Here is a 24,999-nt window from a genome sequence, read left to right on the forward strand (position 1 = left end):
TCATGGCATGGCTGACGCTCCAGAGAACATCCCAATGCGATTGCCCGATCCCGCCTCGATCGAGGCGGTTCTCGCACGTCTTCCGACCGGATCTGACGAAGCGGCGCTGGCGGCCGCGCTCACAGAGGCGTTTCCGGGATTTCCGTTTTCGACATCGGGCATTGACGAGCAGTATTGGCGCGACACGCGCTCGGTGGTCGCCGCCGACGGGACACGGATCGCAGAATACCGGCCGTGGATGGAAGCGGAGCTTGCCAAGGACAATGGCGACATTGGCGCGCTCTGGACGCGACTGCGCGAGAGCGACCTTCAGATCTCGGAATGGCACGGCAACAGTGTGTATGCCTTCGCGCCAACTGGACCGGGCGCGGCGGACTATGTGCAAATCCGTCTCGGTCTGGAAGTTGAATGGCGTGCCGGGCCGATCGTCAATCCGACATATCGCCCTTGGGGCAAGGGCGAATTACTCGATCCGTCATGGATCACGCACGAAGATATGTCCGACGACAAGGTAATCGCTGGTCCGCTCTATCGGATGCTTGGGCGCCCAGGCAGCAGCGTCGTCCATGTCCGGAGCTTCCTGACGCGGTGTGCCCGCCTCGAGCGCGAGAAGCGCGAGGCGCAGCGGCCAGAGATGGAACGCCGTGTGGTACGTGAAACGACACGCGAGGGCACGACCGAGACGCCGTTTCTTGAACTGGTGCCGGACTGGTTCGAGTTCGTGCCGCGGGAGACGCGCTTCTTCCAGGATTGGGAAGAATCAAGCGCTTCGGCCGAGCGGGTCTATGTGCACTGGGCGCTCGACATTTACGACTACGACGATAAAGGCACACGCGAGATCGGATTCGTGCCGCGCCCGCGGCATCTGCCGGAAGAGAGGCTGATCGCTGGCGACGCCTCGGTTCATATCCTGATGGATCGCGTCGAAGCCATCGACCGTGAGGTCGGCGTCCCATTTGGTTCTTCTTGATGACCCATGGTAATCGAGTTGCGCCAGAGGTTGGCCAAGCGATCGCCAAGGGCCTGCGTAGTCAGCGCGTGGTCTTACCCGATCGGGATGCGCGTGTGCTTCTCCGCTGGGCCGAACGGTCCTATGGATTCTAGGAAGACAGGGCCGCGGCGGAAGGCCTCAGTAAACCTAACGCCACACTATCGGAGCTCTGGAAAGAGCGTCGCGACCAATCTGCTTGAGGTAGTCAGGCCTCCTCTCACCTGTTGTCGCCGCTTCCAGAAGCCGGCACGCTGCGGGCTTTCGTTCGCTACGTCGAGCGATCTCAGCTGGGTGCGCCCGCCACCCGGACGATGGCGCTGGACTTCGTCCTGTCGTTCGGTGGCGCCGCCGACAGCCGCGCGGTCCGTCACGGCGTGCTCCGCCGATTCTACGAGTACCTGGTCGTCTACGACCCCCAGACCGAGGTCTTGGAGCGCAGAGCTTTCCCGTGGTCCAGGGCGATTCCGCCGCCGCGCATCCCTAAGTGAGGCTGAGCTGACGTCGCTTATCGACGCATGCAGCTTCATTTCGCCAGGGACCCCTCTCAGGGGCCGCACGATGGCGACGCTAATCGGATTGTTGGCCAGCACGGGGTTACGATCGGGCGAAGTGGTCAGGCTTGATCGCGGCGACGTCGATCTGACCAACGGGGGCATCCTCGTCCGTAAAACCAAGTTCCGTAAAGACCGCCTGATTCCTGTTCACCCAACGACCCAGGCAGCCAAACTTCGTCGATACGCCCGTGAGCGCGACACCGTGTTTCCCAGGCCCAAAGGCGAGGCGTTCTTCCTCAGCTCGCGAGGCTGCCGTCTGTCGGCAACCGGCTTGCAAAGCAACTTCGCTAAGGCCCGCAAGCTCGCGGGCCTTGACAATGGCAAGCCTCTGCGACCGCACGATCTCCGGCACCGGTTCGCGGTGACCAGGCTGAGGCTGTGGCACCACGAGCGCGCGGACGTCCAAGCGCTGCTGCCCTTACTCGCCACCTACCTCGGCCACGCCAACTATAGCGACACAGCCTACTACCTCACCGGCTCGTCGGATCCCCACCAAACGGGCCCACATCGAGGTGACGCATCATCTCACCAACGCCGAGGTGGAGGCTATCATCGCAGCCCCTGATCAGACGACGTCCCGCGGTCGGCGCGACCGGGCCTTTCTGCTCTTCTTGGCGAGAACCGGCGCTCGCGTGTCCGAAGCGACCGGCGTCAACGCGAACGACCTTCAGTTGGAGCGAGGACGCCCGCAGGTGCTGCTTCATGGCAAGGGACGCCGAGATCGCGTCGTTCCCATTCCTCAGGATTTGGTGCGATCGCTGACCAACCTATTGAGCGAACGCGGCCTCGCCCATCATGAACCGCGGCCAATCTTCGTCGGGGTCCACAACGAGCGCCTGACGCGTTTCGGCGCGACACACATCGTGCGGCGTGCCGCCTCCCAGGCCGGGTCCACGAGGCCAAGCTTGGAGGGCAAGCCGATATCGCCGCACATCTTCCGGCATTCCCTCGCCATGAAGCTTCTCCGGTCAGGCGTGGACCTCCTGACGATTCAGGCTTGGCTTGGCCATGCTCAGGTCGCCACGACCCACCGATACGCCGCTGCGGATGTCGAGATGATGCGCCGGGGACTTGAGAAGGCGGGCGTCTCAGGCGACGGAAGCGCTTCTGGCCCAGATCGCCGTCGCCAAATATGCCGATGGCCTGCCGCTCTACCGGCAGGAGGCTATCTACGCCCGCGACAAGGTCGAGCTCGACCGCCAGTTGATGGCGCAATGGATGGGCAAGCTCGGCTTCGAGCTCGAGATCATGGCCGACTACATCTTCAGCGAGGTCAAGAAGGCCGAACGGGTCTTTGCCGACGAAACCACTTTGCAGACGCTCGCTCCGGGCTCCGGATCGACAAAGACGGCCTATTTATGGGCCTATGCCAGGGATGATCGAACGTTTGGCCGCAACGGTCCCCCGATGGTGGCTTATCGCTTCGAAGACAGCCGCTCCGGTGAATGCGCGGTCCGCCATCTCAATGGTTATCGCGGAATCCTGCAGGTGGATGGCTACGCCGCCTATAACAAGCTCGCGCGATCCGATCGCGGCAATGATTGCATCACAGGCTGGCTGCTGGTCACACTGCAGACGCAAGTTCTACGAGCTGCATGTTGCAGGGAGCTCAGAAGTGGCAACGGCGACGGTCGAGCGGATGGCGAAGTTCTGGCAGGTCGAGAAAACGATGCGCGGTCAAAGCCCCGACACTCGCGTTGCCGCGCGCCAGCAAGCCTCCGCGGCGATCGTCGCAGATCTCTTCGATCTCTGGCAGCAGACCTTGCGTCGGATCTTCGGCAAATCAAAACTGGCTGAGGCGATCCGCTATGCCGTCTCGCGCCGTGCCATCTTCGAACGATTTCTGACCGATGGTCGCATCGAGCTCGGTAGAGTCGACGACTGACGCGGTGGCTACAGGTTCCGAGGAGTTGCCGTTGGCCGGCAGCTTTCGCTGAGTGCCGGTGGCTCATTTCGGACCATGGCTCCGTTTCCAGTCGCCGCTCGTCAAACCGGACGTGCGGATTTCCCGCATCCGGCTTTCTCTCAACCCATCAAGCCTTCGCTCTCGGCACGTCGGCACGCGCTCTTGGGAGGCGGTAGAGGCCAAGCGTTTCATGCAGGTATTCCTGCGAGTAACGGTTGAAGCCCCGGCCACGTGCCCCGGTGCGCTGGACCAACCAATGACGCAGACGACGGTCGACGTATTGCCGAATGAGGTTGTAAGTTTCCACCACTGGACCTTGGTCGAAGTAGCCGCACCAGCCGCGTAGGAAGCGGTTGATGACAGCGACTGTGTTCTCCGGTGAGTCCGGATACCACTGACGTGTCGTGCGGTCGTGGACCTGTCTGAGCAATCGTCGAACGGCTTTCTTGGAAGGTCTTGTGCCAAGAAAGGCTTGACCTCCCTTTCCATAGAAGCGTCCGATCGTATACCCGAGGAATGTTACGCTATCCTCTGGGACCCGAGCGAGTCGCGTCTTGGTATCGTTCACCTCCAACCCGAGCCTGTTCATTAGCGTCTGCATCCGCGCCATTGCCGTCTCGGACGAACCGGGGCGACAGCAGATCACGAAGTCATCCGCGTAATTCACGATATGCGCATCGAGTTGATCTTGGTGTCCGTGTTTGCGCCAAGCCAGCAGAAACCGACGAAAGTAGAGATTCGCCAACAACGGGCTCAAAGGTGAGCCTTGTGGAGTTCCTCTTTTCTTCGTCCGAGCCTCCGCCGTCCTTGTGATCCGCCGGCCGTCCTTCTCGATAACCGCGACTGTCAGCCAGCCTTTGATCATCGAAAGAAGCCGACCATCGGCGATCCTGCGTGTGAGGCATTTCATCAGTGGTGCATGCGGAATCGAGGTGAAGTAATCCCTCAGGTCCGCATCGACGATCTCTGATCGCCGATGATCTCTGATGTGCCAGAACACGCGGCGCACTGCCATCTTGGCGTCCACCTTCGGGCGGAAGCCATACTGGTTCTCCAGCAGGTCCGCTTCGAAGATGGCGCCGATCACCAGCATCGCCGCCGTCATGACCGTTCGGTCTTTTACGGTTGGAATGCTGAGCGGTCGGCGTCCGCCATTGCTCTTCGGTATCCATACCCTCAGAAGGGGCTGCGGTCGGTAGTCACCCGCCGTCAGCTCCTGTCTGACATTTTCCAGCCATCGTTCGCGTCCCTCGGTTTCGATCTGAGCAAATGTGATGCCATCCGCCCCCGGCGACCCCCGGTTTGCTCGGCAGCGCCTGTAGGCTTCCTCCAGCACATCCAGTCTGCAGATTTTGTCCCAAAGAGAGTAGAATCGATAATCTGGTTCAGCCTTAGCTTTCGCCTGCAGCGAGGTCTGAAGTTTCTGAACGGATATTCTCGGTGTTACTAGGTTCATCACCAATCGCCGTGTTCTCGACTACCGAAACCGGCAGCTTTACGTCTTGCCTGCCGAAATCGAAGTAGTCATACTCAACTTTGGCTGACCAGCCGGGCAGGAAGGCATACTCGATGCCCGCACCCAATGTGCCGCCAAATATGTTCTTGGTCGCTCGGCCATCGGCAGCACCGTTAGCAGCAAAGCCAGCCCCCAAGTTCGATGTAACGGCAAAGGACTGGTTGATGCCGATGCTGGAATCGGCCCAAGCTGCGCCGCCCTTGATGTAGACTAGGCCGCGGTCGCCCACCGTGACGCCGACCCGTCCGGTGATATCGGCAATCCATTTGGTGTCGTTCGTGCAGTTCAAGACCACAAAGCAGCCAGTGCGCCCCTTGATACCACTCCATAAAAAATCGCTTTCCACGCCGTAGACCATCACACCGGACTGGAAATTGTAACCGGCTTGTACGCCGCCGAGGAAGCCGTTCAGCTGCACCTGCGGCAATGGCACATTCAAATCGGCAGTGCCGCCGATGAGCTGGTTTACGGTCTGGTTGACGGGGGCGCCAATGAATGTATTGCCCACAGCGAGGTCGGTCTGGCTGGTACCCCAACCCGAGCCTACACTGCCGCCGATGTAACCTCCAGTCCAGCTGAAGAGAGGATAAACGGGAGCCGGCGCTTTGACGACAGGTGCCGCAGGCAAATCAGCAGCTAAACTTCCGCTCCCAAAAGCGATCGTCCCGAACGCAATGATGCTCGCGAGCGACAATTGCTTGTTGCACTTCATCCGAGAGTCCTCCTGCTGAGCACGGAAAAATATTGCGTAGCTTGTCCCCAAGTTGTGGTTAGCTCGATAGTTCGAGCTGGCAGGCAGATCACCTCTCCAATCTGGTAGGAGGCAGCATCTTGCTGCAACTGCGACAGCCGCTTCTTGCCGTGTCCATTCCAGAGAGGCGAGCAGGCTCTGCTTTCATGCTTGTACGACGGTGCTCAGCAATCCTTTCGCGAAGATCCGTGACACGGCCGAATAATGGGCTATTTTACAAAGCCACGTCGTGGTGATTCTCGCGGCCCTTGGCCGACGTATTGCGCGGTATATCGTTAATGGCTGGGCCTCGATTTGGCTGCGATTTCCACGTTCGCTCTTGATGCGACCCACCATCGGGAAGGGTAGGCTCGATGTCGACGACTCGTGCGTTTCATGTCGTTGTCGTCCGGGACGCGTAGAAGATGTATGTCCTTGCTCTGGTCACCCAAAAAGGCGGAAGCGGCAAGAGCACGCTGGCGGTCGGAATTGCAGTCGCAGCGTTGGGGAACGGGGAGCGCGTCGCAATTGTCGAGGCGGATCCACAAGGCACGATTTCAAAATGGAAAGAGCGGCGCCGCCATCCCGATCCCCGGGTCGTTCGGGTCGCTGATTCGGCCGAAATAGAACGGGCGCTCGTCAGCCTTGAAGCCGAGGGGATCTGGCTTACGGTTATCGATACCGCCGCCACGAACAATGCACTGGCCATGCGCGCCATCGCGAGGGCCGATCTTTGCCTGATCCCGGTGCGTCCGAGTCCCGCCGACATCGAAGCTGCGATACCGACGCTGATTGCTATTCGTAGGCTCAACCGCCGATTTGCTTTCGTCCTCGCTCAGACGCCACCGCGGGGCTGCCGCGTGAGTGAAGCCGCGACGTCGCTCAATTCGCTCGGGGTGCTCGCGCTTCCCTATGTCGGACAGCGCAATGACCATCAGGACGCGCTTGGGGCAGGATTAGGCGTGACGGAGTTTGCACAAGAGGGAAGAGCCTCGGAGGAAGTTCGTGAGCTGTGGCGCTGGATCTTGAAGAAGCTTGTCGAGGGGTCGTCAGATCATGAACCACACGCAAGAAACGAAAAAGCCGCGTACTAGGCAGACGCGCTGCGCGCGACGCTCGCTCGTGGAGCTTACCGCGGCGGCGAGCCGAGCCGTTGACGATGGCCTGTTTGTGCTGCCCCGCGGGATTGCTGCTTCCAATCTGCGATCGGAGCACTCAGGCCCGAATACGTCTGATCAAACAATTCTTGCAAGGCAAGCGACGGCTCCGAGTCCCGTTGCGGTGCTTGAATCTCGGAATGCGGCGGCGCCGCGCAAGGACGAACTCCTAGATTCCGACACTACCACCGAGATGATGGTGAAGGTTGCCGAAGACTCTCAAGACAGAGCTTCTGAAAACATCAAAGCCAGCCTGAATGCTGCCTTGGACCATGCAAACGGCCTCGTAGAGACGCGGGTGGGAGGCGAAGCGGCGTCGAAAACCGTCGTCGCTTCCGGACTTGAAAGCAATTTTTTGACCGTTCTCAAAGAAGCCGCAACGGGGTTTCGCGCGGATGCGGCCGAATTAATCATGCAGAAGGAACCAGCCGACAGCGCGGGACAGTCGCAACCGCGATATATGCGGCGGCTCACCGACGAGGCGGTCAGATTGCTCGACGATCTTCGGAGCGGCAAGCTGGAGAACCAGGCGAACTTCATCCTGAGCGAGTGCTTCAGGGAAGCCGCCAGCGCGTTCTCTATCATCAATCAGCAGCTCAAGCGCGACGGCTATCCCGCGAGCATTGATCCATCAATCTTCATTTGGCTTGCCAATATCACCGAACCGGAGACGCGTGACACCGGGACCAAGCGACTTGAGATCGTACCCAACCACCGAGGTCGTCCGAGCACGTACACGCGCCAGGTCGCTCAGTTCATCTGGCACCTTGTCGAGGGACAGGGCTGCGGGCGCCAGGCCGCATATCGGGCGGCGCTCACGAAGTTCTCCGTAACCGCGAGTTTCGTCGAGAACGCCTATGCGTTTTGGGAGCCGGTCTTCAAACGGGCGGGACCGCACGTGAGGATGCTGACCCGCATTTCAGATCCAGAAGTGTAAAGTGTCAATCGGCTTGCAAATTTGACCCTTCATCGGCGTCCAATTTTGACCCCTTTCCGCGGCGGGGTTTGCTGGTAGCGCTCGTCTCGTCGGAGCTGGCCGGGATAGCGGAGGCGAGACGAGCGCGGGTGGCGTGATCGTCGTCTCGGCTTTTGAACCGCCAGCTATCGTTGCCGGTCTCGACGATGTCGCAGTGATGGGTCAATCGGTCGAGCAACGCTGTGGTCATTTTGGCGTCGCCGAACACGCTGGGCCATTCGCCGAATGCGAGATTGGTGGTCACGATGACGGAGGCGCGCTCATAGAGCCGGCTGACGAGGTGGAAGAGAAGCTGGCCACCGGACTGGGCGAAGGGCAAATAGCCGAGTTCGTCCAGCACGATGAAGTCCATCCGGGTCAGATGCTCGGCAAGCCGTCCCTGCCGTCCATTGCGGGTCTCGGTCTCGAGGCGGTTGACGAGGTCGACCACGTTGAAGAAGCGGCCGCGGGCACCAGATCGGATGCAGCTTCTTGCGATGGCAATGGCCAGGTGGGTTTTGCCTGTGCCGGTGCCGCCGACCAGCACGACGTTGCGCTGTTGGGCGACGAAGCCGCCGCCAGCAAGATCATTGACGAGCGTCTGATTGATCGGCGTGCCGTCGAACTGGAAGTCGGCAATGTCCTTGGCAAGCGGCAGCTTGGCAATGGTGAGCTGGTATTTGATAGATCTGGCTTGCTTCTCGTTGATCTCGGCGGAGAGTAGATCGCCAACGATGCGCTGGGGTTCATGCTGACGTTTGACGGCAGTTGCCATGATCTCGTCGAAGGCAGCCTTCATGCCATAGAGCTTGAGCTCGCCCATGAGGTCGAAGATTTGAGTTCGTTCCATCAGTTGGTCCTCCGAAGGTTGTCGTAGCGGGCACAATCGGCGATTGGTGCATGACGGAGCGTCAGGGCGGCTGGCGTCATGATGTTGGCCGGCGGGGCTGGCTCACGTTGACGGGCCAGGATGTTGAGCACCACATCGGCGGAATGAACGCTGTGACTGAGCGCTTCGGCACAGGCCGCTTCCACCGCAGGCAGACCGTCAGTCAGCACCGCGTTGAGGATGTCGACCATCTGCCGATTGCCATCGTCGATGCTGGCAAGCTTGCGCCGGATCCGCTCGATCGCGGCCGGCAGCACCCAGTCCTTGAAGGGAGCGCCGTTGCGTAAGGCGCCGGGGTTGCGGGCGAGCACCGGCACATAATGCCAAGGGTCGTAGACGGTATCGCCGCGGCCAAAGGATCGCTGATGCTCGGCAACGATACGTCCATCCTGGCGGATCACGATGCGATCGGCATAGGCTTGAACCTCGACCGGTCGTCCGACTGCACTGGCTGCGACCGAGTACTTGTTGTTGTCGAAGCGCACCAGGCAGGTCTTCGAGACCGACGCCGTCACCGCATGGAAGCCGTCAAATCGCCCTGCATAGGGAACGAGCCTAGGGTGCCGCGCGGCGAACAGGATGGAAGTGCGTATTGCCTCACATATCGATGCTCCCGGGCGCGATCAGTTGCCTCATTTATTTTGCTCCTGGCCTGAGTTGAGGAGGAGGCCGGGTGCGGAGATGGCCGGGGTTTCGGAGCGCCCGGCCTCCTCCGCTGGCACCTCGCACGTCATTGGGGTGTTGTGACCTCATGCCCTGGCGGCATTTTTTCTGAAGCAAACAGCAGCGCATTCGCTTGCTCGCTGCGCCAGGATTTCAACCGACGTTGAAGGGTTCGAAGAAGCTTGTTCGGATAGTCTCCAGGATATTCCACCTGCAGGCGCGAGAGCAGTTCGCTGCCGGTCCGCCAAGGCTCGGCTTCAAACCATTTTCTCAAATCTGACGTTGCCCGGATAAGCGGATCGGGACGACGCCGGCCCCTTTTAGCCTTCACGATTGGCCGATCCGTCGGGCGCGTGGCGCCGTCCTTCCAGGCCGTTCGCAGGCTTGCCAGGAAGCGATCAATCGATTGTGATGCCGCAGCAGGATGGGCGGATGGTTGGATATCCGCGAGCGCCGCGAGGCGCTCCTGCACGTCGCGGATGTCGCGCAACAACGTGACCGGATCGAGAGCGGTATAGATTTCCTGGAGATGGTGGCGGACCGCATCAGGCGTGCGGGCGTCCGCTGACAGGCGCTGGTGGGGTGTTGCCGGCGCGCTGTATGTCTTACGTACACGAGCACCGTCGCGCTGCTTGGCTAACAGTTTGAACGAAGGTTGGAAGAAGTTTACGAACAGCCGCGCTGACCGATAGAGTTCCGCCAGTAGCTTGGCCGCCTCCAGGCCTTCGAACCTACGATAGCCGACCATCCTGCGCACGACGGCGCCGTTCTTTTGCTCGACGAACGCCTGGTCATTCTTCCGGTAGGGACGGCAACGCGTGAAGACAATGTTGGCCGCCTCGCAGTAGGCCTTCAACGTCTCATTCATGAACACGGTGTCATTGTCCGTGTCGAAGCCGAGCAGCGCAAAAGGCAATTGCTTGCGCAATTCCGTCAGCACCGTGCTCACCAGCGTCTGTTCGCGCACGATCAGAGGTGCGCACTCTGTCCAGCCGGTAGCAATGTCGGTGAGCACGAGGGTCTGGATGAAGCTGCCGCGCGCAGATGGACCGCTATGCGCTACAAGGTCGGCCTCGACGAATCCCGGCGCCGGATCATTCCAATCTGCCGAAGTCCGTATTGGAATACTGCGACGCAGGGAATGCCCCGCGTGCCGCCGGCGCTTGCGACCCAATTTTTCTCGAACCCGCACCAAGGCGCGGTCGATCGTCGCAGCGCTCATCGCCAAAAGTTTGGTGCGAATCTCAGGGGCAAGGTCGAGGTGCCCGTACCGTTCCATCGCCTCAATCAGCGCGGGCATTAATGCTTTCAGTCGCTTCCCGCAGATGCGGTCTGACGCCTCCCAAAGCAGCACGAGTGCGGTGTGTTCTGCTTCATTATATATCCGACGTCGCGCCCGTCGGCCCGGATGTACGCCTTCCTGGTTTCGAAGTAGACGCATCGCATGCTTCCGATGGAATCCGGTGATGTCGACGAACTCGTCCAATATCCGCGCCTTCTTCGCGCGATCCGACCGCCGATAGCGCACGCCTGCCGCCGCCGTCAGTTCCTTCCGCGTTGCCATGCTTAGCCACCCCATCTCCGCCCCTCGCTCGTTCCCGGTCCAGGGGAGCAATTTACGTGAGGCAACGGCTTAGGATCCGGTAACAATTAAGGCGAGGCAATGCGCCCCTTGACGACGTTGCGCTCGACGTTTGGTGGCAGTTTGCGAGGCATGGCCTACCTCTCCCAACCAACATCGGCGTCAACGCCGGTCGCGTGCTCTTCCCCGTGGTGAGGCAGAGCGTCGATCGCGCTCGAGTTCGCGAACGTCCCAAGCCAGTCGTCTCGTACCCGGAATGACCCGCGGCTTGGGCATGCTTCCCGCCGTCACGAGAAGGTCAAACGTGTTCGGGCTAACCGAGGCATATGCTGCGGAGGCCTCACGATCGATTAGGCGCGGCGGCAGAGTTGGCGGCAATGCAGCTTGACGTGCCACTACCGCTTCTCCCCATCCTCCATTTCGAGAGCGACTGCCCCAACTCGGAGATCGGCTGCTTTTAATGGCGGCATTCCGCCGCTTCGCGGCGCTGACGACAGAAAGAGCATTGCGGTCATCATGCCAATGATGTGCAAACAGGTGTGTAATATGAATGGCCCTCTGGGGCTATCTAGCTGATTTTATTGTATTATTTTCTTTAAATGGCGCTCCCTAGCGGAATGTAACCACAGGTAATGATGAGATTTCCTATTATATTTCAATATGTTAAAATCTTGCCGTTTCGACGTGTATCTACGCGGTGTATCTACTTTTTGGGTCGGTAGCCGACTCGGCTACCGAAACTAACGAGTCGATGAGGGGCGGTAGAGCGCAAACCCATAACTATACAACTTGTAACAAAACTTGATTTGACTTTTCGTATTGCGGTTGAGGTCCCGTTCTGCTATGTACCACTCATGGCGACGTTGCGCGATTCGAGGGCGCGCCCGTGACTGCCTGACGGACACCTTGTCCGTCATCGGCTCATAGCCGAGGTAATGCAGCCGCTCAGCGGCAACGCTAACCGAAAATTCCCACACCCATGACCACTTTAAATGCGTCTGCGGTTACCGCTGATCGCCTTGACGCGGCCCTCGACCTCAGAGCTGGCCCCGGTTGTTTGGACAGCGCCGCGCTGGATTTAAGTGGATTCCTGCCGGGTTATGCTGAACGCGGGGCTTTACGATTTTGTCGTTGCGTCGGGAGGGCGTAGCCCGACCAGAGCGACGACAAAATCGTCGGCGACGGTCATGCGGCCATCACCATAGCTTGCGTGCCGAAGTAAGCCTCGTCGGGCGTGCGCCCGTCAAGGCTCGAGTGAGGGCGTCCCTGATTGTAGAAGGCCAGATACTTGGCAATTGACGCTCGCGCCTCGGACACGCTGTCGTAGGCGCGGAGATAAACTTCTTCGTATTTGACCGTGCGCCAGAGCCGCTCGACAAACACGTTGTCGCGCCAGGCGCCCTTGCCGTCCATGCTGATGGCGATCTTCGCGTCCAGCAGCACATCGGTGAACTCGAGGCTGGTGAACTGGCTGCCCTGATCCGTGTTGAAAATCTCGGGTCTGCCGTGCTTCGCCAACGCCTCCTGGACCGCTTGGACGCAGAAGGCCGCCTCCATTGTGATCGAGACGCGATGGGCCAGGACCCGTCGGCTGAACACATCGACGACCGCCGCGAGATAGACGAAGCCACGCCGCATCGGAATGTAGGTGATGTCCATTGCCCACGCATGGTCGGGCCGCTCGATCTTCAATCCGCGCAACAGGTACGGGTAGATCTTGTGACCCGGAGCCGGCTTGCTCGTGTTCGGGCGACGATAGACCGCCTCGATCCCCATGCGCTTCATCAGCGTCGCGATGTGGCGGCGACCGGCGTATACGCCCTCCCGCCGCAGCAACGATCGCAGCATACGCGCTCCCGCGAAGGGATAATCGAGATGCAGCTCATCGAGCCGACGCATCAAGGCAAGGTCCTCGGCCGAAACTGGCCGAGGTTCATAGTAGACCGTGCTGCGAGCCAGCTTCAGGACCTTCGCCTGGCGCACGATAGAAAGATCATGACCGCGGTCGATCATCGCTTTGCGCTCAGCAGGCCCGCCTTGGTGAGCGCGCCGGACAAAAAATCGTTTTCCAACGCCAGCTCGCCGATCTTGGCATGTAACGCCTTCAAATCGACCGGCGTCTCGGCCGATGTCTTGTCATGCCCAAACACGCCGGCGGCGCCTTCCAGGAGCTGGTTTTTCCAGATCGTGATCTGGTTCGGATGAACATCAAACAGTTGCGCCAGCTCCGCCAGTGTCTTGTCTCCTTTGACCGCAGCCAAAGCAACCTTCGCCTTGAATGCCGGAGAATGCGTCCGGCGGCTCTTCTTCGTCATCTTCGCTCCTGATTCGCAGCAAGAATCCTCGCCGCTGTCAGGCAGAAAATCCACTCAAGCTACTGTCCGAATTTGCGAGGCCAGCTCTCCGGACGCTGAGACTGCCGACGCTATCCGCGCGATGGTGATGGAGTTGCCGGGGTCGGACAGAGCGCCGTATCGGATGGGCAAGGCACCGAAGACCCTGTTCGCATTCCGCGCCACCGAGCCTCGCGAGAAGCGCGCAACAGGCGCCTACCTGATCAACGGCGCCAAGTGTCAGGTCGAGGCGTTTGGTGAACGCACGCAATTCGTGGCGTTCGGAACGCATCCCGATACGGGCCGACCTTACGAATGGTTCAACGGTTCGCCGGCCGAAACACCGTTGGCCGAGCTTCCGGAAATCACACCAGAGGCGATCGACGAATTGTTGGCTCGGGCGGAGGCGTACTTCGCCGAGCGCGGGACGCTGATTAAGCCAGCCAGCAAAGCCAGTGACCGCGGCCCGGTGGTAGTCGATAGTGACCACCCGTGGGCTGACACATCAACGCCGCGCGTTGGCTAGCCTCGATGCATGGGTGCCGGAGCTTGGACTCGAAGATCTGCGCAAGTACCAGGGCGGCTTCCACGCTGTTGCATCCTTCCGCCCCTCGATCAACTCGAAGGTGAAGAAGCGAGGCCGCGCGCTGAATATCCAGCCCAGTGGTATTGTCGATTATTCGGCTGGAAACGCCGGCTACTCGCCGATCAACATGGTTTCAGTCAGCCTCAGCATGTCCGCGTCAGAGGCCGCCGAGTGGCTGCGTAAACGAGTTGGCGGCGGCGATGACACCAAGCCAGTCAGCGTTGCTCGTCTTCTTACTCAACCCGCCAGGCGTGCCGCAGCGCGTCGATCAACATCAACTTTGTCCTGAAGGGCGATTGCTGAATGCAAAATGCAATTAAAACCGACGCGTCCAATTCAACCGTTGAAGCCCGCGATGAGGAGCCTGTCGCAGCCAACGACAACAAACCCGCATCTAATCCCGGCACTTCGGTAACCGAGGATAGTGTTGCGTATATATTCGCGAGCACCTATCGAGACACGCTGCGCTTCTGCCACTCCACTGGCGCGTGGTTTGAATGGGATGGTTCGTACTGGCGCAGGAACGAAGTCGGCCTTGCGGCTCACCATGTTAGGGTGATGGCCCGCGATATGTCACAGGGCCTGTCTCCGAAGGCGCTCGCGACTATACGAAAGCGTTCATTCGCTTCAGGAGTCGAGGGGTTCGCTCGCAATGACCCAACCTTCGCCGTCACGATCGAGGCTTGGGACCGCGACCCGTTTCTGCTCGGAACGCCAGACGGCACCGTTGATCTGCGTACAGGGAAAATGCGCGCTGCCGACCCTGCAGATGGCATTACCAAACTAACGTCCACCGCGCCGTCTGCCCAGGCAGACTGTCCACTTTGGTTGCGATTTCTTCAAGACGCGACTGGCGGCGACGGTGAAATGATCCGCTTTCTGCAGCAGTGGTGCGGCTACTGCCTTACGGGCGACACGCGCGAACATGCACTTGTCTTTGTGCATGGCGACGGCGGTAATGGGAAATCGGTTTTTCTCAACACCACTAGCTATATTCTGCACGATTATGCGACTACGGCGTCAATGGACACGTTCGTTGCCAGCCGCAGTGACAGACACCCGACAGACTTGGCGATGTTGCGCGGTGCGCGTCTAGTCAGCGCCAGCGAGACAGAGGAGGGCAGGGCTTGGGCCGAGTCGCGAATAAAACAGATGACGGGCGGCGATGCGATTTCAGCGCGCTTTATGAGGCAGGACTTCTTTACGTTCCAGCCGCAATTCAAACTGTTTGTGGTTGGAAACCACCAGCCAGCACTGCATAGCGTCGACGCCGCAGCCCGGCGGCGATTCAACATCGTGCCGTTCACGCGAAAGCCGACGAAGCCGGATCGTGAACTTGAAGCAAAGCTTCGCGGTGAGGCGCCCGCCATTCTGCGGTGGATGGTTGATGGGTGCCGGGACTGGCAGCGCAATGGTTTGGTGCGACCTGCATCTATTGTTGAGGCGACCGAAACGTATTTTGCCGAGCAAGACACGTTCGGCCAGTGGCTGAAGGATGCTTGCCGAGTTGAGCCGGACAATCGTAGCATCTCAGACTTCGTCGCGGATCTGTTCAAATCGTGGACCGATTATGCTGAAGCATCTGGCGAGCGCCCCGGAAGCCAGAAGGGATTTGTCCAGTCGCTGACCAAGAGTGGCTTCAAGAAGGGGCAAAGGGTACGCGGCGGACAACTCTATATCGGACTGCAACTGCTTAGGCAGGCCGAGAAAGAACCTAGCGTGCGCGATTGAGCACGGATCGCGCACGGGAAAACGAAATGATTTCAATGGTCGGTGCTACGTGTGCGACATGTGCGCGATTTTTCCATTATAGGCGCTTCGCGCGCGCGTGTAGAGAGTCATACGTGAAAATCACGCACATCGCGCACACCGCGCACGGCGGCGGGGTCTAGCTGATCTCTCCCGCCGTTCACATAGGGACCCGCGCCCCCAGGAAAACATCTCCGAGTGCAAAATGAAAACCAAAACATGGGGCGGGGATATAGCAAATCCCTTGGATCCCGCGAGCCGCCCGAACCAGTGGCCGAGTTACGTATAACTTTTTTGATTGTTTGATTATTCGATCGGCACGCAGATGCCGACGCACAAGACCGCAGAAGCGGTCAGGTACGCTCGTCACGAGAGACAACCAATGCAACACGCAAACGACAACGACCAACCCATAGCAGCCGACCATGTTACCGAGGTCCGCCCGCGCCCTGGCGAGCTGAACCGCATTCTACACCGCCGCTTCCCCGGTATGGGGCCGGCCCATGGCTGGCAATTGGATGCGGCGGCGAGGGCGACGTTTAATGCGGATATGTCCAAGTGGTTTGGTTTGGACGGGCGATGGCATTCAACTGCCGAGCAATATCGCCAGAGCAAAGGCAAGCGCCGCACCAAACAGGCGGCCACCCCCAACAAGCCCGGCAAGCCCGCCAGGCCAGAGCTACTGGATTGGCAGCAGGACGTGGGCGCACCGTACTCCAGGTGGTCGCATGCAGTTGCGGAGGGCGCTGAATTTCTTGCGGGCCGCACCGCCCCGGCGACAAGCGGCATTCGGCTCATGCAATTCGGTGCCGTTGAGGACGCCATGATCCGGGCAATCGACGCCAAGCGATTCCTGACGCAGGTGGCCAATGATAATGAGCCCGACATTCGCAGGAACAGGCCGCGCCGGAGGAAAATCGCGCTGGCGGCTTAAAATCCAGTTTTCGCCATAGTTGGGAACGTATCACCTTGAAGACCACGATTTGTGGTCTGACGTGACGTGCACTCGGCGCGCTGGCCACCACCCGGCGTCGCCACTTTTTCCCGGCCCTGAGCCGCGAAGCCGCTGCATGCGGCGTTTTATTTAACCCTCCAATCGCAATTTCCAATCCTGAAAGGAGAGCGGCCCCAATGGCCACTTGGAATCACGTGCTCGACGCGATCGAGCGTCATCTTGATTTCCCGCGCTCGCGAAGCACCGGAATCGCCAGGCGTTTGCAGGAAGCCGGAATCTTGCCTTCCGGCGCACCGGGCGTTGCGCCTGAGCTAGACGAGGACAATGTTCTCGACCTCGTTGTTGCGCTCGCCTCTGACACCGAGTTGCACACCGCTGTTGACGCGGTCCGCGCCTACCACGCGATGACACCCGGTAGTGTCAACCTGGATGGGGCCCCGCAGTCGATTCCCAACGCGCCGATCGCTGTTGCGATTTTGGTCGAGGACGCACGCACTGGCGTCGCGGAGGCGCGAAAATCTCAGGTTGCCGTATCCTGCAATTGTAGAGCCGTCGCGATTCACAAACCTGATGGGTCGGTCAGTCGCTTCAGTCAGCCGGGCGCTCATTGCGCTCACTGGCAATCCAATGGCCATCACAAGTCAGTCACCATCAACGTCGCCGCTGTGGCCGGTATCATTGATGCATTGTTTGGAAAGGTTGTTGCCTAATGGCTCCGTTGAAGACGAAGACCACCGACGAATTCCGCGTCCCCAGCCTCGCGGAGGCCGACAGCTCGTACGCCGACCTGATCGCGAAACGCGTGGAATTGGAGCAGAGAGACTCTAAGCTCAACAGCGAGCGCTCGAAACTGCGCGGTAAGATCGAGGCGGGCAGGGCGGCTTTTGGGAAACATATCTCGCCCGGCGTGGCCGCGCTGCTTGGTGACGATCCTACTGACAGCATTGCCGATCTGTCGCGGCAGCTCCGCGAAGTCACCACGGAGATAGCAAACATCGAGTCAGCGCGGGAGGTCCTGCATAGGCGCACAGACGAAGCGCGGAACGTAGCCTCCAAGCTCGTGTGCTTCACCGTGATGCCAGAGTACCAGCGCCGTTTGGGTGCGGTATGTGAGGCCGCTCGCGCGTTGGAAGCAGCCAAGCCCGAGAAAAGCACGACGCGCTGCTGGACGATCTGGAGCGCGAGGATGTGCGCCTCGGTTATCTGCGGCCAGTGCGCGCGCACTTCTTGGGCGATCGGCGCGAAGGCCGCGCTTTTTACTTTTGAAGGAAGTGAAGGAGGCGGGCCACAATGTCTAAGGGATCCGAACGCACTTCCGATGTGGCCGACCGAAAGCCAGTTCGGCGCCGTGTAAAGATGCCTGGCGAAAGCCGACACTCCGAGTGCTCGGACTCACCAGCCGTGATTGCGCGCAAGTTGATGCAAGCGAAACGCGAGAAACGATTGCGGGTGACGCAACGCAATGGCTGAAACCATCTCAGGATTCGCGATTTCCTGGAATCGGCCGGCCATCATCGCGGGGCTCTTCGAGGAACGCTTCGCGCGCGGCGCATTCGACAAGCACATCGCGCAAAATCCAGACGTCGCCGCGCTTTGCAGTCATGATGTCAGCAGGCCTCTGGGGCGCATCAGCAACGGCACCCTCAAACTACGTTCGGATAACGTCGGACTCTACTACTCGTTAGAGCCGCATCCTGATGCGCCTTTAGGGCAGGAGGCCTTGGCACTGTCAACGAGGTGAGCGTGTCGTTTACTCCAGTTGTCGAGGAGTGGGACGACGGTGGCGACATTCCGAAGCGCCTCATCACCGAGGCCAAACTTTTCGAGATCAGCTTGGTCCTGTGGGGAGCCTACGGCAAGGACACCTCAGCTCAGATCAGTCGAGCATCCAGCAACAACCAGGCAGCACGACGGCGCGTTGAAGCGAAGATGCGGGCCCGCGGCATCCTTTAAGCGCAGGGGGAGGGGTGGGTCAGATCCCTCCCACTGCCGCCACTAGCTACCGGCGGCCCCCATTTCACGCGCATCTGCAATTCGGACCCCAGGGGCAAAATGCCACGACCAAGAAAGCCGGCCGCCAAGGCGCTGGTTGAAGGCCGGCACATCATCAATGCTGGCCGCTATAAACGCAACGATCCAACCGGTGCCGAAATCGGCGCTCCACCCACTTGGCTAAACGAGCAACAGGCCAATGCATGGCGTGAATTCGCCAGCGAGTTGCCATGGCTCAATGCATCTCACCGTTGTCTTGTCTCCATCGCATCAGTCTTGCGCGCTCGCCTGCAAAGCGGCGCGGAGATGGGTACAAAATCGCTCAGCCTACTGAGGCTGTGCCTAAGCAGTATGGGCGCGACACCGGCCGATGCGAGCAAGATCAGTTGGGCGCCGGCAGAGGAGGCGGACGATTTACTTGACTAAAACTCACGGACACTCCGGCAGAGCTAGTAGGTTATCGTTGTAGTAGCCGTCAGCGTGAGTTCGAACATATTTTCCGTTCGGGCCGCTAACGACGCCAACGTCCGCGCGCTTACCGCCGACCAACGTAAAGAATGTATTGGTCCCGTTCTCGATCGATCGAATGACCTCCGATCTCGGCCACACCAACCACACGCCTCCGAATGCGACATACTGGCAATTGCTGGCGTCGAAGGGGGATGCTGGCGCCACGGGCTCAACCGGTGCTGCGGGGGCCAACGCCCCCACGTATGGCGGCACTTCGACCACGTCGCTCGCTATCGGCACCGGATCCAAAGCGTTCACCACGCAGGCCGGCCTCGCCTATCAGAATGGCGCTCGCGTGCGGGCTAGCTCGGCGGCGAACACGGCGAATTGGATGGAAGGCCTCGTCACCTACAGCGGCACGACGCTGACCATGACGTCCGACAAGACCGGCGGCAGCGGCACGCTCGCGGACTGGAACTTCAACGTGGTGGGCCAGCCTGGGGCTGGTGATCTGTCGAGCGCCAACAATCTGTCGGACGTGGCGAGTGCTCAAACGTCACGTGGCAATCTCGGGGTTCTGTCTCCGCCGCAAGGTCGCCTGACCCTGGTGAGCGCAACGCCCGTGATGACGACGACGCAGAGCGCCAAAACGACGCTGTACTATGCGCTCTACAACGGCAATCAGGTGCCAATCTATGACGGCACCAAACTCACGATGACGACATTTGCCGAGTTGTCGATCGCGACGACCGACATCACCAAGAACCCCGCGGCGATCGGCGCCAGCAAGGTCAATGACTGGTTTGTCTGGAACGACAGCGGTACGCTGCGGCTGCCTCACGGTCCCGACTGGACAAGCGACACGGTGCGCTCGGCTGGAACGGCGTTGGGCCAGGTCAATGGTATCTGGCTCAACAATCAAGCCATCACCAATGGGCCGGCAGCGTGGCGCGGAGGCACCACGCGCAGCAATGCATCGTCGCAACTTGATTGGATTCTTGGCGGTTCGGGGTCTGGCGGTGTGGCTGGGTACCTCGGCGTGTGGAATGCCTATAACCGCGTGACGGCATCCGCAGCGGCGATCGATAGCGGCCTCGCATACACCTATTCCAGCGCGACCGTGAGGCAGGCGAGAGCGTCCGCAGGCAATCAGGTGTCGGCTGTATTCGGGCTGGCCGAAGATGCGACGCAGATTTCGTATGCATCACGCATTGGTCTGGTCACGAACTCAGCAGCCGCGGTTTCCGGTATTGGCGTGGATGCGACCAACGTTTTCATTGGTCAGGGGGTTCTTGCAGGCGGACGAATACTACTCAGGTCGGTGGAGCAGCCGCGTACGCGGCTCCGCCACTATTGGGTTTGCACGTGTTCTCAGCCAACGAACAGGGCGATGGCACCAACGCCAACAACATCAACGTGGCAGGTCAGAACGCGCTTAGCGTCCTGGCGAGGATGTAAGATCGGTGCCACCCGTATGGCCTGCGGACGCGCGTCGCGACAAGCCATTCTTTTGTCGGAGTCGCGCACTACTTTTCATTTTTGAAAAATGGAGAAGTAAGGTGGCAATTGGGACAGTGAAGTGGTTCAACCCAACAAAGGGGTATGGGTTCATTCAACCGGATTCCGGCGGCAATGACGTCTTTGTCCACATCTCCGCGGTTGAGAAGGCTGGTTTTACTTCGCTCGCAGAGGGCGCAAAAGTCAGCTTCGACATCGTGAAAAATCGCGGAAAGGAGTCGGCGGAAAATCTACGAATCGAGTGATGCACCACCCATTGTGTTGCTCAACAGAAAGGCCGCAGTGGTACGCCGCTGCGGGCGGCCGAGGAGATCGATCGGAATCGGCCGATGGATAAGGCGCTATTGTTCGCGTGGGCGTGCGCTCTAATCCTCTTGGTACTGTTCGTCGCGCTGTACCTTCCTTGGTAGTAAGTTGCCGATGGCGACTCGCCACGGCGCTGCCTGCGATCCGAGACTGATTGCCAAGTCACCGCCCACAATCCTGGTAGTTGCTCTAGGGCATTCGTCCGGAGGATACGTTGCCCGGTCAGCTTCTCCCTCCCTTGAGGCTGACCGGGCGAAGTTAGTGGCGCGCGCGATAGGGACAGCGCTTTATCGGTCCACCCCAAAGCACCGAGTCACGTGGCCGCTAACGTTCCCGCTGTTTAGGTCGCGCGGCTGCCACCGTGAGCCCGGTGTGATCCTTGAGGCTATCGATTACCTTGAGCGCGGCTTCGAGTTCATCTCGAAGACGCTTCGTAATCCGCAGAATGCCGCTCGCGAGCTCCTCGCGGCTGATTTCTGCACCGTGAGCAACTTTTTCTTCGAGGTCGCGTATAGCTTCGTCGATCTTGTGCAGCGAGAATGTGCTAGGCATCATCCGGCTCCGTCCTGATTAAGGGGCCGGCATCCGCCGACCCGCAGCGTAAAAATGCGTCCGCTACACGGTTTAGTAAAGCGGGTGGTGTTGCGGGAAAATCTGTCCCCATCTCGCGTCTGAGCGCCTCGAATTCGGATAAGGTCGAAAGAGGGCAATCCGCCACCGCGTCCATTTTTGAGCAGATAACTTCAACCCGGGATCGCCAATCGGCCAGCTGTTCTTCAGTTCGCTGTGGCGCGTACGTGTCTTCTGCCGGTGTATGGCTTGGCCTACGGACGTAGTCCGTGAATGCTTGGATTGCCGCTACCACTTCGGTCCTAGGCACGGCGGTTACTCCTATGAGCGGAGCCAGCTCGAACATTTGCAGGCCGAGCACTTTGATATGGCATGCACGCGGGGGCGCGACAACCCACTGGTACTGGTAGGTGCTTCCAGTCCTTCTCAGCGATACTCCTTGGTGGCACCAGGGGGGAATTTTGGGCCCCTCGGGAGCAAAGGTGGCCAGCCCTGCCAATCCAAGGGGCGAAGGCTGGCCACCATCGCTTGCGACGTCACCACACAGGGTAGCTACAGGCCAATGGATGCACATATTCGAGCAGCAAATCACGTCCCTGCGGTCCCAAGCGCTTGCGGTGTTTGCAGCCAATCAGGCCAGCGCGGCCGATCAGTCTTTGAGCCAAGCAGATCGCCAAATCGCGACGTCTAATGCCGAGGAGGCTCGACAGCTTGAAACCCAACCTCGGGCCGAAGGAGGCGCGGAAGATCGCTGCACGCATACGCGCTCTTCTAGGAGAGCCGCGTGTGTGCCAACCGGTTCGGGTGGCATGCCTGTGAGACTTTCGCCAGCGCGCCCGCGCTGCTTGCGGTGTGCGGGTTAGTCATAAAAGGCACTGGGTGCGCTCGCGATAGCTGACGAAAGGGTGACGGACTGTCTTGCTTCAATCACGACCGACAGGCTGCCAGGACTCCAAGTCAGTCTCCGAAAGAGAGACCCCAGCACGGGCAGCATGCTGGGGCGAGACGTTGGGCTGACGCGAGCCAGAAATCGAGCCACGACTCGATCATTATGACCGTGTAAATGTAGAGCAGCATCACGCACCGGTCAAAATCGCACTGCATGACAGTAATCGGCGGTAGGATCTTCGTTCGCGCTTTGAGGTGCAATCCGAGCAAACGCGAGAAAACGGCAGTTGCTAATCGCGCATAAGCAAATCTCACGTCCTGAAAAACGACCAAGTTGCTATCGCAACCAAAGGCTGTCCACCGGAAAGAGACGGCTTCGCTCTCCGCAAATGTCCGGTGGTTGGCTAGGTGCGAGAGGTTTTACATCAAGCGACGTAAGGAGATTTGGGAGCAGGTGCAGGCAGAAATGGCCGTTGGAGAAAGTGCGAGAATTTCTCGCACTTTATCGAAGCCGAAACGGGCCGAGGGAATAAACAATTCGCATCTGCAGCAGGCCATCTCCACTGGTGCCGGTGCGGCGAGTCTCCGCGCCGTAGCCGATTGGAACGAGCGCAAATCGTTTGACGAGCGCCGCCGCGCTGGCGGCCCTGAAGCTCCGTGTCGGGATGCGCAGGGCGGCCGGAAGGAAAAAGCGTTAGCTCGCGGAAGGGGGTCTTAGCCGTGGAGGCCGTCGCTAGTGGGGATCACGGGCACTCAGCCAGTGAAAGAAGATTGTCTGGCTGAACGCCGTCCGCCGTTGTCTTGATGTATTTGTGCCCGTTGTGTTCGGCCACGACCACGCCAGCCATGAGTCCGTCTTCTTCGACATAGAACTCCCATTCGCCGCTTTCAATGTCTCTGATCGTCTGAACGACAGACTGCTTCCATTGACTTCCGTTTGAATATTCACCTCCGACACTTTCAATCCTCTCGTGGGGATTCATCCTGTCGGTCTTATTGATGCAGCGAACGCGTGCGAGTTTAACCACAGGGCTCTCTCCTTCGTGCTGCAAAGGCTGGGTGACCAGTTTAGCGTTCAGTGGCGGCCCAGGCAGCCCAACCAATCCTGGTAGGGGCCCGGGAGGCTTTTCGCCGATACAACGCGAGGGCCCCCCGCGGGTTGATGCCCCCCCTCGGGGGCGGGGCGGTCAGTTTTGCAGCTCAAGGCGGTAAGGCTGACCACGGAAGTTAGTGGCGCGCGCGATAGGGACAGCGCTTCTTCGGTATGGAGGCGCCGAGTCACGTGGCCGCTAACTTCACCGCGGCGCGGGTGTGGCAGGGACAGCGTCGTTTCGCATGTTTCGCGACGCCGAGTCGCCCCCGCGCCCCCCCCAGGACTGTTGGGCTCAAAAGGCCGATGAGCGCCGCGAGGAACGATTCTACTGGATATGCGCGCGCATTACGCTAATTGATTTGGCCACATTTCCCCACTTAGGATTTGTGGCCGTCATCTGCATTTTTCTGATTCAGATAGTCGCACTTGCCGCCCTGGCCAGAAAATATGCTGATGAGAACATCGCGATAGCGATCGACAAAATCATCGCATCGATTTGCGACAGGTTCGGGTGGAAGTAGGGCGGCGAGATCCTATCCGTAAAAGCCAATCAAAAAACGGATAGCAAAAAACGCCCCTGCGACTACGGCTGCCGTGATGGCTATCGCGAAACCAACCCTAAAGCTTTCGCTCATCAGTTCCCCCTAGGCCGCAGGCACATCCCCCTCCGAAATTGCGTCTGCGGCCTCCGCTGCGACGGTCCGCAATCATGCCGGTCACTGCGGTAGGTGTGCGACTACAAATTCTTGTAGTTGACCAGTTCGTGTTCTCTGGGCTCGAATTGCTGTCGAGCGGACCCTACGCCAGTCGCGAGCCCAATCGCCGGATGGATTGTAGCCATGACGAATGAACCGGATGATCTCATCGGACGTATTGCTGAGATCGAACTAATTGCTGAGATCGAACTAAATGAATCGGCGGCGATCTGTGTTGAGCAGATGGACGACGAAATCACGCTCGTCATTGCAAGCATTGTCGGCGTTCACTTCCAAGTGACAGTGGAGCAGGCGCTTGAGTTGTCGCGGGCCTTAGCTGTAGCTGCGGAGAATGCGGAAAAATTCCGTAAGTCAGCCAAGACGTAGCGGCTACTTCTTAATCGAGTGCTCTTGCATAAACCGCGCGGCCCTAACGCGCGCTCGCTCCATCATGTCTTCCTTCGCTTTCGCAGTGGCAAGCTCTGATTCAAGCCGCTCGAAGATCGGGAGATAGACTTCACCGCCTTGTGGCGACTGATCCATTAGGATCGCAAGACAATCCAAGCAACGCTCCAGTGTATCGACCGTGATTGGTTCGTCACTGCGGATCGCGAACCGTTTGGTCATCATTCGCCTACGCTGTCCGCGTCAATAGGGAGCTTGCTCCGCTCCCACTCCAATAACTCGGATAGAAGCCAGAACCTGGTGCGGCCACCGAGGCGCGTCGACGGTTGCGGAAAGGCCGCATCGCGCATGCGCCGGAATAGCCAAGTGTTCGATACGCTGCCGTAGCGCTCGCGAACTTGCTTGGCGTTGAGATACTGATCTGTCGCGAGGGCGTTGAGATCAACGGTCGACACGGGCGCCACCGAATCGTTGCTGCCGCCGCACGCTGGAATGGGAGTGTGGCTTTACAATAGG

At 59.6% G+C, this 24,999-nt stretch carries 25 protein-coding genes and 5 pseudogenes; 18 read left to right on the forward strand and 12 right to left on the reverse strand.

Going from position 1 to position 24,999, the window contains the following annotated elements:
* Positions 1-34: 34 nt before the first annotated feature.
* The 4 genes and pseudogenes from BJ6T_RS42035 to tnpC all read left to right on the forward strand — a co-directional run.
* A pseudogene (locus tag BJ6T_RS42035) lies at positions 35-1,104 on the forward strand (hypothetical protein).
* Entirely contained in the window at positions 1,094-2,110 is a 1,017-nt protein-coding gene (locus BJ6T_RS42040) for a tyrosine-type recombinase/integrase (protein WP_307724540.1), read from the forward strand. The pseudogene BJ6T_RS42035 and the gene BJ6T_RS42040 overlap by 11 nt, the downstream one beginning before the upstream one ends.
* Positions 2,085-2,537 (forward strand): annotated as a pseudogene (locus BJ6T_RS44960) (tyrosine-type recombinase/integrase); the annotation flags it as partial. The gene BJ6T_RS42040 and the pseudogene BJ6T_RS44960, both read left to right, overlap by 26 nt.
* A gap of 103 nt (positions 2,538-2,640) precedes the next feature.
* Positions 2,641-3,412: pseudogene (gene tnpC, locus BJ6T_RS42045) on the forward strand (IS66 family transposase); the annotation flags it as partial.
* A gap of 166 nt (positions 3,413-3,578) precedes the next feature.
* Here the strand turns inward: tnpC and ltrA are convergent.
* Both ltrA and BJ6T_RS42055 read right to left on the reverse strand, forming a co-directional pair.
* Positions 3,579-4,907: a group II intron reverse transcriptase/maturase gene (gene ltrA, locus BJ6T_RS42050; RefSeq protein WP_014498615.1), complete on the reverse strand. Its 1,329-nt coding sequence runs from the start codon at positions 4,905-4,907 to the stop codon at positions 3,579-3,581.
* The gene (locus tag BJ6T_RS42055; protein ID WP_011090915.1) at positions 4,843-5,679 is read right to left on the reverse strand and encodes an outer membrane protein; all 837 of its coding nucleotides are present in this window, start codon (positions 5,677-5,679) and stop codon (positions 4,843-4,845) included. Before BJ6T_RS42055 ends, ltrA begins: the two co-directional genes overlap by 65 nt.
* A gap of 443 nt (positions 5,680-6,122) precedes the next feature.
* Here BJ6T_RS42055 and BJ6T_RS42060 point away from each other — a divergent pair, with 443 nt between their 5' ends.
* Together BJ6T_RS42060 and BJ6T_RS42065 are read left to right on the forward strand one after the other, a co-directional pair.
* A complete protein-coding gene (locus BJ6T_RS42060) occupies positions 6,123-6,791 on the forward strand; it encodes a nucleotide-binding protein (RefSeq protein ID WP_011090916.1) in 669 nt (222 codons plus the stop codon).
* Positions 6,754-7,791 (forward strand): hypothetical protein, encoded by a 1,038-nt coding sequence (locus BJ6T_RS42065; protein ID WP_011090917.1) that lies wholly within the window; start codon positions 6,754-6,756, stop codon positions 7,789-7,791. The genes BJ6T_RS42060 and BJ6T_RS42065 overlap by 38 nt, the downstream gene beginning before the upstream one ends.
* Before the next feature lie 4 nt (positions 7,792-7,795).
* Here the strand turns inward: BJ6T_RS42065 and istB are convergent, their stop codons facing one another.
* The 4 genes and pseudogenes from istB to BJ6T_RS42085 form a co-directional block, all read right to left on the reverse strand.
* Positions 7,796-8,659: an IS21-like element helper ATPase IstB gene (gene istB, locus BJ6T_RS42070; RefSeq protein WP_011090918.1), complete on the reverse strand. Its 864-nt coding sequence runs from the start codon at positions 8,657-8,659 to the stop codon at positions 7,796-7,798.
* Positions 8,556-9,258 (reverse strand): annotated as a pseudogene (locus BJ6T_RS42075) (Mu transposase domain-containing protein); the annotation flags it as partial. The pseudogene BJ6T_RS42075 and the gene istB, both read right to left, overlap by 104 nt.
* Positions 9,259-9,428: 170 nt before the next feature.
* The gene (locus tag BJ6T_RS42080; protein WP_011084703.1) at positions 9,429-10,940 is read right to left on the reverse strand and encodes an ISNCY-like element ISBj12 family transposase; all 1,512 of its coding nucleotides are present in this window, start codon (positions 10,938-10,940) and stop codon (positions 9,429-9,431) included.
* Between the two features lie 1,188 nt (positions 10,941-12,128).
* A protein-coding gene (locus BJ6T_RS42085; RefSeq protein ID WP_085967575.1) for an IS3-like element ISRj2 family transposase occupies positions 12,129-13,258 on the reverse strand; the annotation gives its coding sequence in 2 pieces (ribosomal slippage) (positions 12,129-13,006 and positions 13,006-13,258; 1,131 coding nt in all).
* A gap of 163 nt (positions 13,259-13,421) precedes the next feature.
* On the opposite strand from BJ6T_RS42085, the gene BJ6T_RS42095 reads away from it, so the two are divergent.
* The 8 genes and pseudogenes from BJ6T_RS42095 to BJ6T_RS44975 all read left to right on the forward strand — a co-directional run bounded on the left by BJ6T_RS42095 (position 13,422) and on the right by BJ6T_RS44975 (position 18,984).
* Positions 13,422-13,802: a bifunctional DNA primase/polymerase gene (locus BJ6T_RS42095; protein WP_014498618.1), complete on the forward strand. Its 381-nt coding sequence runs from the start codon at positions 13,422-13,424 to the stop codon at positions 13,800-13,802.
* A 13-nt stretch (positions 13,803-13,815) separates the two neighbouring features.
* Entirely contained in the window at positions 13,816-14,151 is a 336-nt protein-coding gene (locus BJ6T_RS44970; protein ID WP_161536874.1) for a hypothetical protein, read from the forward strand.
* A 14-nt stretch (positions 14,152-14,165) separates the two neighbouring features.
* Positions 14,166-15,593 (forward strand): phage/plasmid primase, P4 family, encoded by a 1,428-nt coding sequence (locus tag BJ6T_RS42100; protein WP_011090968.1) that lies wholly within the window; start codon positions 14,166-14,168, stop codon positions 15,591-15,593.
* Between the two features lie 400 nt (positions 15,594-15,993).
* Complete coding sequence (locus tag BJ6T_RS42105) at positions 15,994-16,545, forward strand: hypothetical protein (protein WP_014498619.1); 552 nt, start codon at positions 15,994-15,996, stop codon at positions 16,543-16,545.
* Positions 16,546-16,742: 197 nt separating this feature from the next.
* Positions 16,743-17,276: a hypothetical protein gene (locus BJ6T_RS42110; protein WP_011090966.1), complete on the forward strand. Its 534-nt coding sequence runs from the start codon at positions 16,743-16,745 to the stop codon at positions 17,274-17,276.
* 8 nt (positions 17,277-17,284) lie between these two features.
* Complete coding sequence (locus BJ6T_RS47885) at positions 17,285-17,920, forward strand: hypothetical protein (RefSeq protein ID WP_240537942.1); 636 nt, start codon at positions 17,285-17,287, stop codon at positions 17,918-17,920.
* 108 nt (positions 17,921-18,028) lie between these two features.
* Positions 18,029-18,519, forward strand: a pseudogene (locus BJ6T_RS49070) (HK97 family phage prohead protease).
* Between the two features lie 99 nt (positions 18,520-18,618).
* Positions 18,619-18,984, forward strand: coding sequence for a hypothetical protein (locus tag BJ6T_RS44975; RefSeq protein WP_014498622.1), 366 nt, complete (start codon positions 18,619-18,621; stop codon positions 18,982-18,984).
* A gap of 3 nt (positions 18,985-18,987) precedes the next feature.
* Here the strand turns inward: BJ6T_RS44975 and BJ6T_RS44980 are convergent, their stop codons facing one another.
* On the reverse strand, positions 18,988-19,233 hold the full coding sequence (locus BJ6T_RS44980) for a DUF3892 domain-containing protein (protein ID WP_309248086.1): 246 nt from the start codon (positions 19,231-19,233) through the stop codon (positions 18,988-18,990).
* On the opposite strand from BJ6T_RS44980, the gene BJ6T_RS42130 reads away from it, so the two are divergent.
* Together BJ6T_RS42130 and BJ6T_RS42135 are read left to right on the forward strand one after the other, a co-directional pair.
* Positions 19,145-20,551 carry a hypothetical protein gene (locus tag BJ6T_RS42130; RefSeq protein ID WP_011090961.1) on the forward strand — a complete coding sequence of 469 codons (1,407 nt, stop codon included), beginning with the start codon at positions 19,145-19,147 and terminating at the stop codon, positions 20,549-20,551. The two genes, BJ6T_RS44980 and BJ6T_RS42130, sit on opposite strands and share 89 nt — an antisense overlap.
* Positions 20,552-20,567: 16 nt before the next feature.
* Positions 20,568-20,771 (forward strand): cold-shock protein, encoded by a 204-nt coding sequence (locus BJ6T_RS42135; protein WP_011090960.1) that lies wholly within the window; start codon positions 20,568-20,570, stop codon positions 20,769-20,771.
* A gap of 385 nt (positions 20,772-21,156) precedes the next feature.
* On the opposite strand, the gene BJ6T_RS42140 is transcribed toward BJ6T_RS42135, so the two are convergent.
* From BJ6T_RS42140 to BJ6T_RS42150, 3 genes are all read right to left on the reverse strand, one after another.
* A complete protein-coding gene (locus tag BJ6T_RS42140; protein WP_223153796.1) occupies positions 21,157-21,384 on the reverse strand; it encodes a hypothetical protein in 228 nt (75 codons plus the stop codon).
* A gap of 554 nt (positions 21,385-21,938) precedes the next feature.
* The gene (locus tag BJ6T_RS47890) at positions 21,939-22,163 is read right to left on the reverse strand and encodes a hypothetical protein (protein WP_154694125.1); all 225 of its coding nucleotides are present in this window, start codon (positions 22,161-22,163) and stop codon (positions 21,939-21,941) included.
* Between the two features lie 870 nt (positions 22,164-23,033).
* Complete coding sequence (locus BJ6T_RS42150) at positions 23,034-23,318, reverse strand: DUF3892 domain-containing protein (RefSeq protein WP_011090958.1); 285 nt, start codon at positions 23,316-23,318, stop codon at positions 23,034-23,036.
* Between the two features lie 307 nt (positions 23,319-23,625).
* Between BJ6T_RS42150 and BJ6T_RS42155 the strand changes: the two genes are divergently transcribed.
* A complete protein-coding gene (locus tag BJ6T_RS42155; protein ID WP_014498626.1) occupies positions 23,626-23,904 on the forward strand; it encodes a hypothetical protein in 279 nt (92 codons plus the stop codon).
* A gap of 318 nt (positions 23,905-24,222) precedes the next feature.
* Positions 24,223-24,465 (forward strand): hypothetical protein, encoded by a 243-nt coding sequence (locus BJ6T_RS42160; protein WP_014498627.1) that lies wholly within the window; start codon positions 24,223-24,225, stop codon positions 24,463-24,465.
* Positions 24,466-24,468: 3 nt separating this feature from the next.
* Here the strand turns inward: BJ6T_RS42160 and BJ6T_RS42165 are convergent, their stop codons facing one another.
* Together BJ6T_RS42165 and BJ6T_RS42170 are read right to left on the reverse strand one after the other, a co-directional pair.
* The gene (locus tag BJ6T_RS42165) at positions 24,469-24,708 is read right to left on the reverse strand and encodes a hypothetical protein (RefSeq protein WP_016846398.1); all 240 of its coding nucleotides are present in this window, start codon (positions 24,706-24,708) and stop codon (positions 24,469-24,471) included.
* Complete coding sequence (locus BJ6T_RS42170) at positions 24,705-24,938, reverse strand: helix-turn-helix transcriptional regulator (RefSeq protein ID WP_223153795.1); 234 nt, start codon at positions 24,936-24,938, stop codon at positions 24,705-24,707. Before BJ6T_RS42170 ends, BJ6T_RS42165 begins: the two co-directional genes overlap by 4 nt.
* Positions 24,939-24,999 lie beyond the last annotated feature (61 nt).

The organism is Bradyrhizobium japonicum USDA 6, from assembly GCF_000284375.1.
Lineage (GTDB): Bacteria > Pseudomonadota > Alphaproteobacteria > Rhizobiales > Xanthobacteraceae > Bradyrhizobium > Bradyrhizobium japonicum.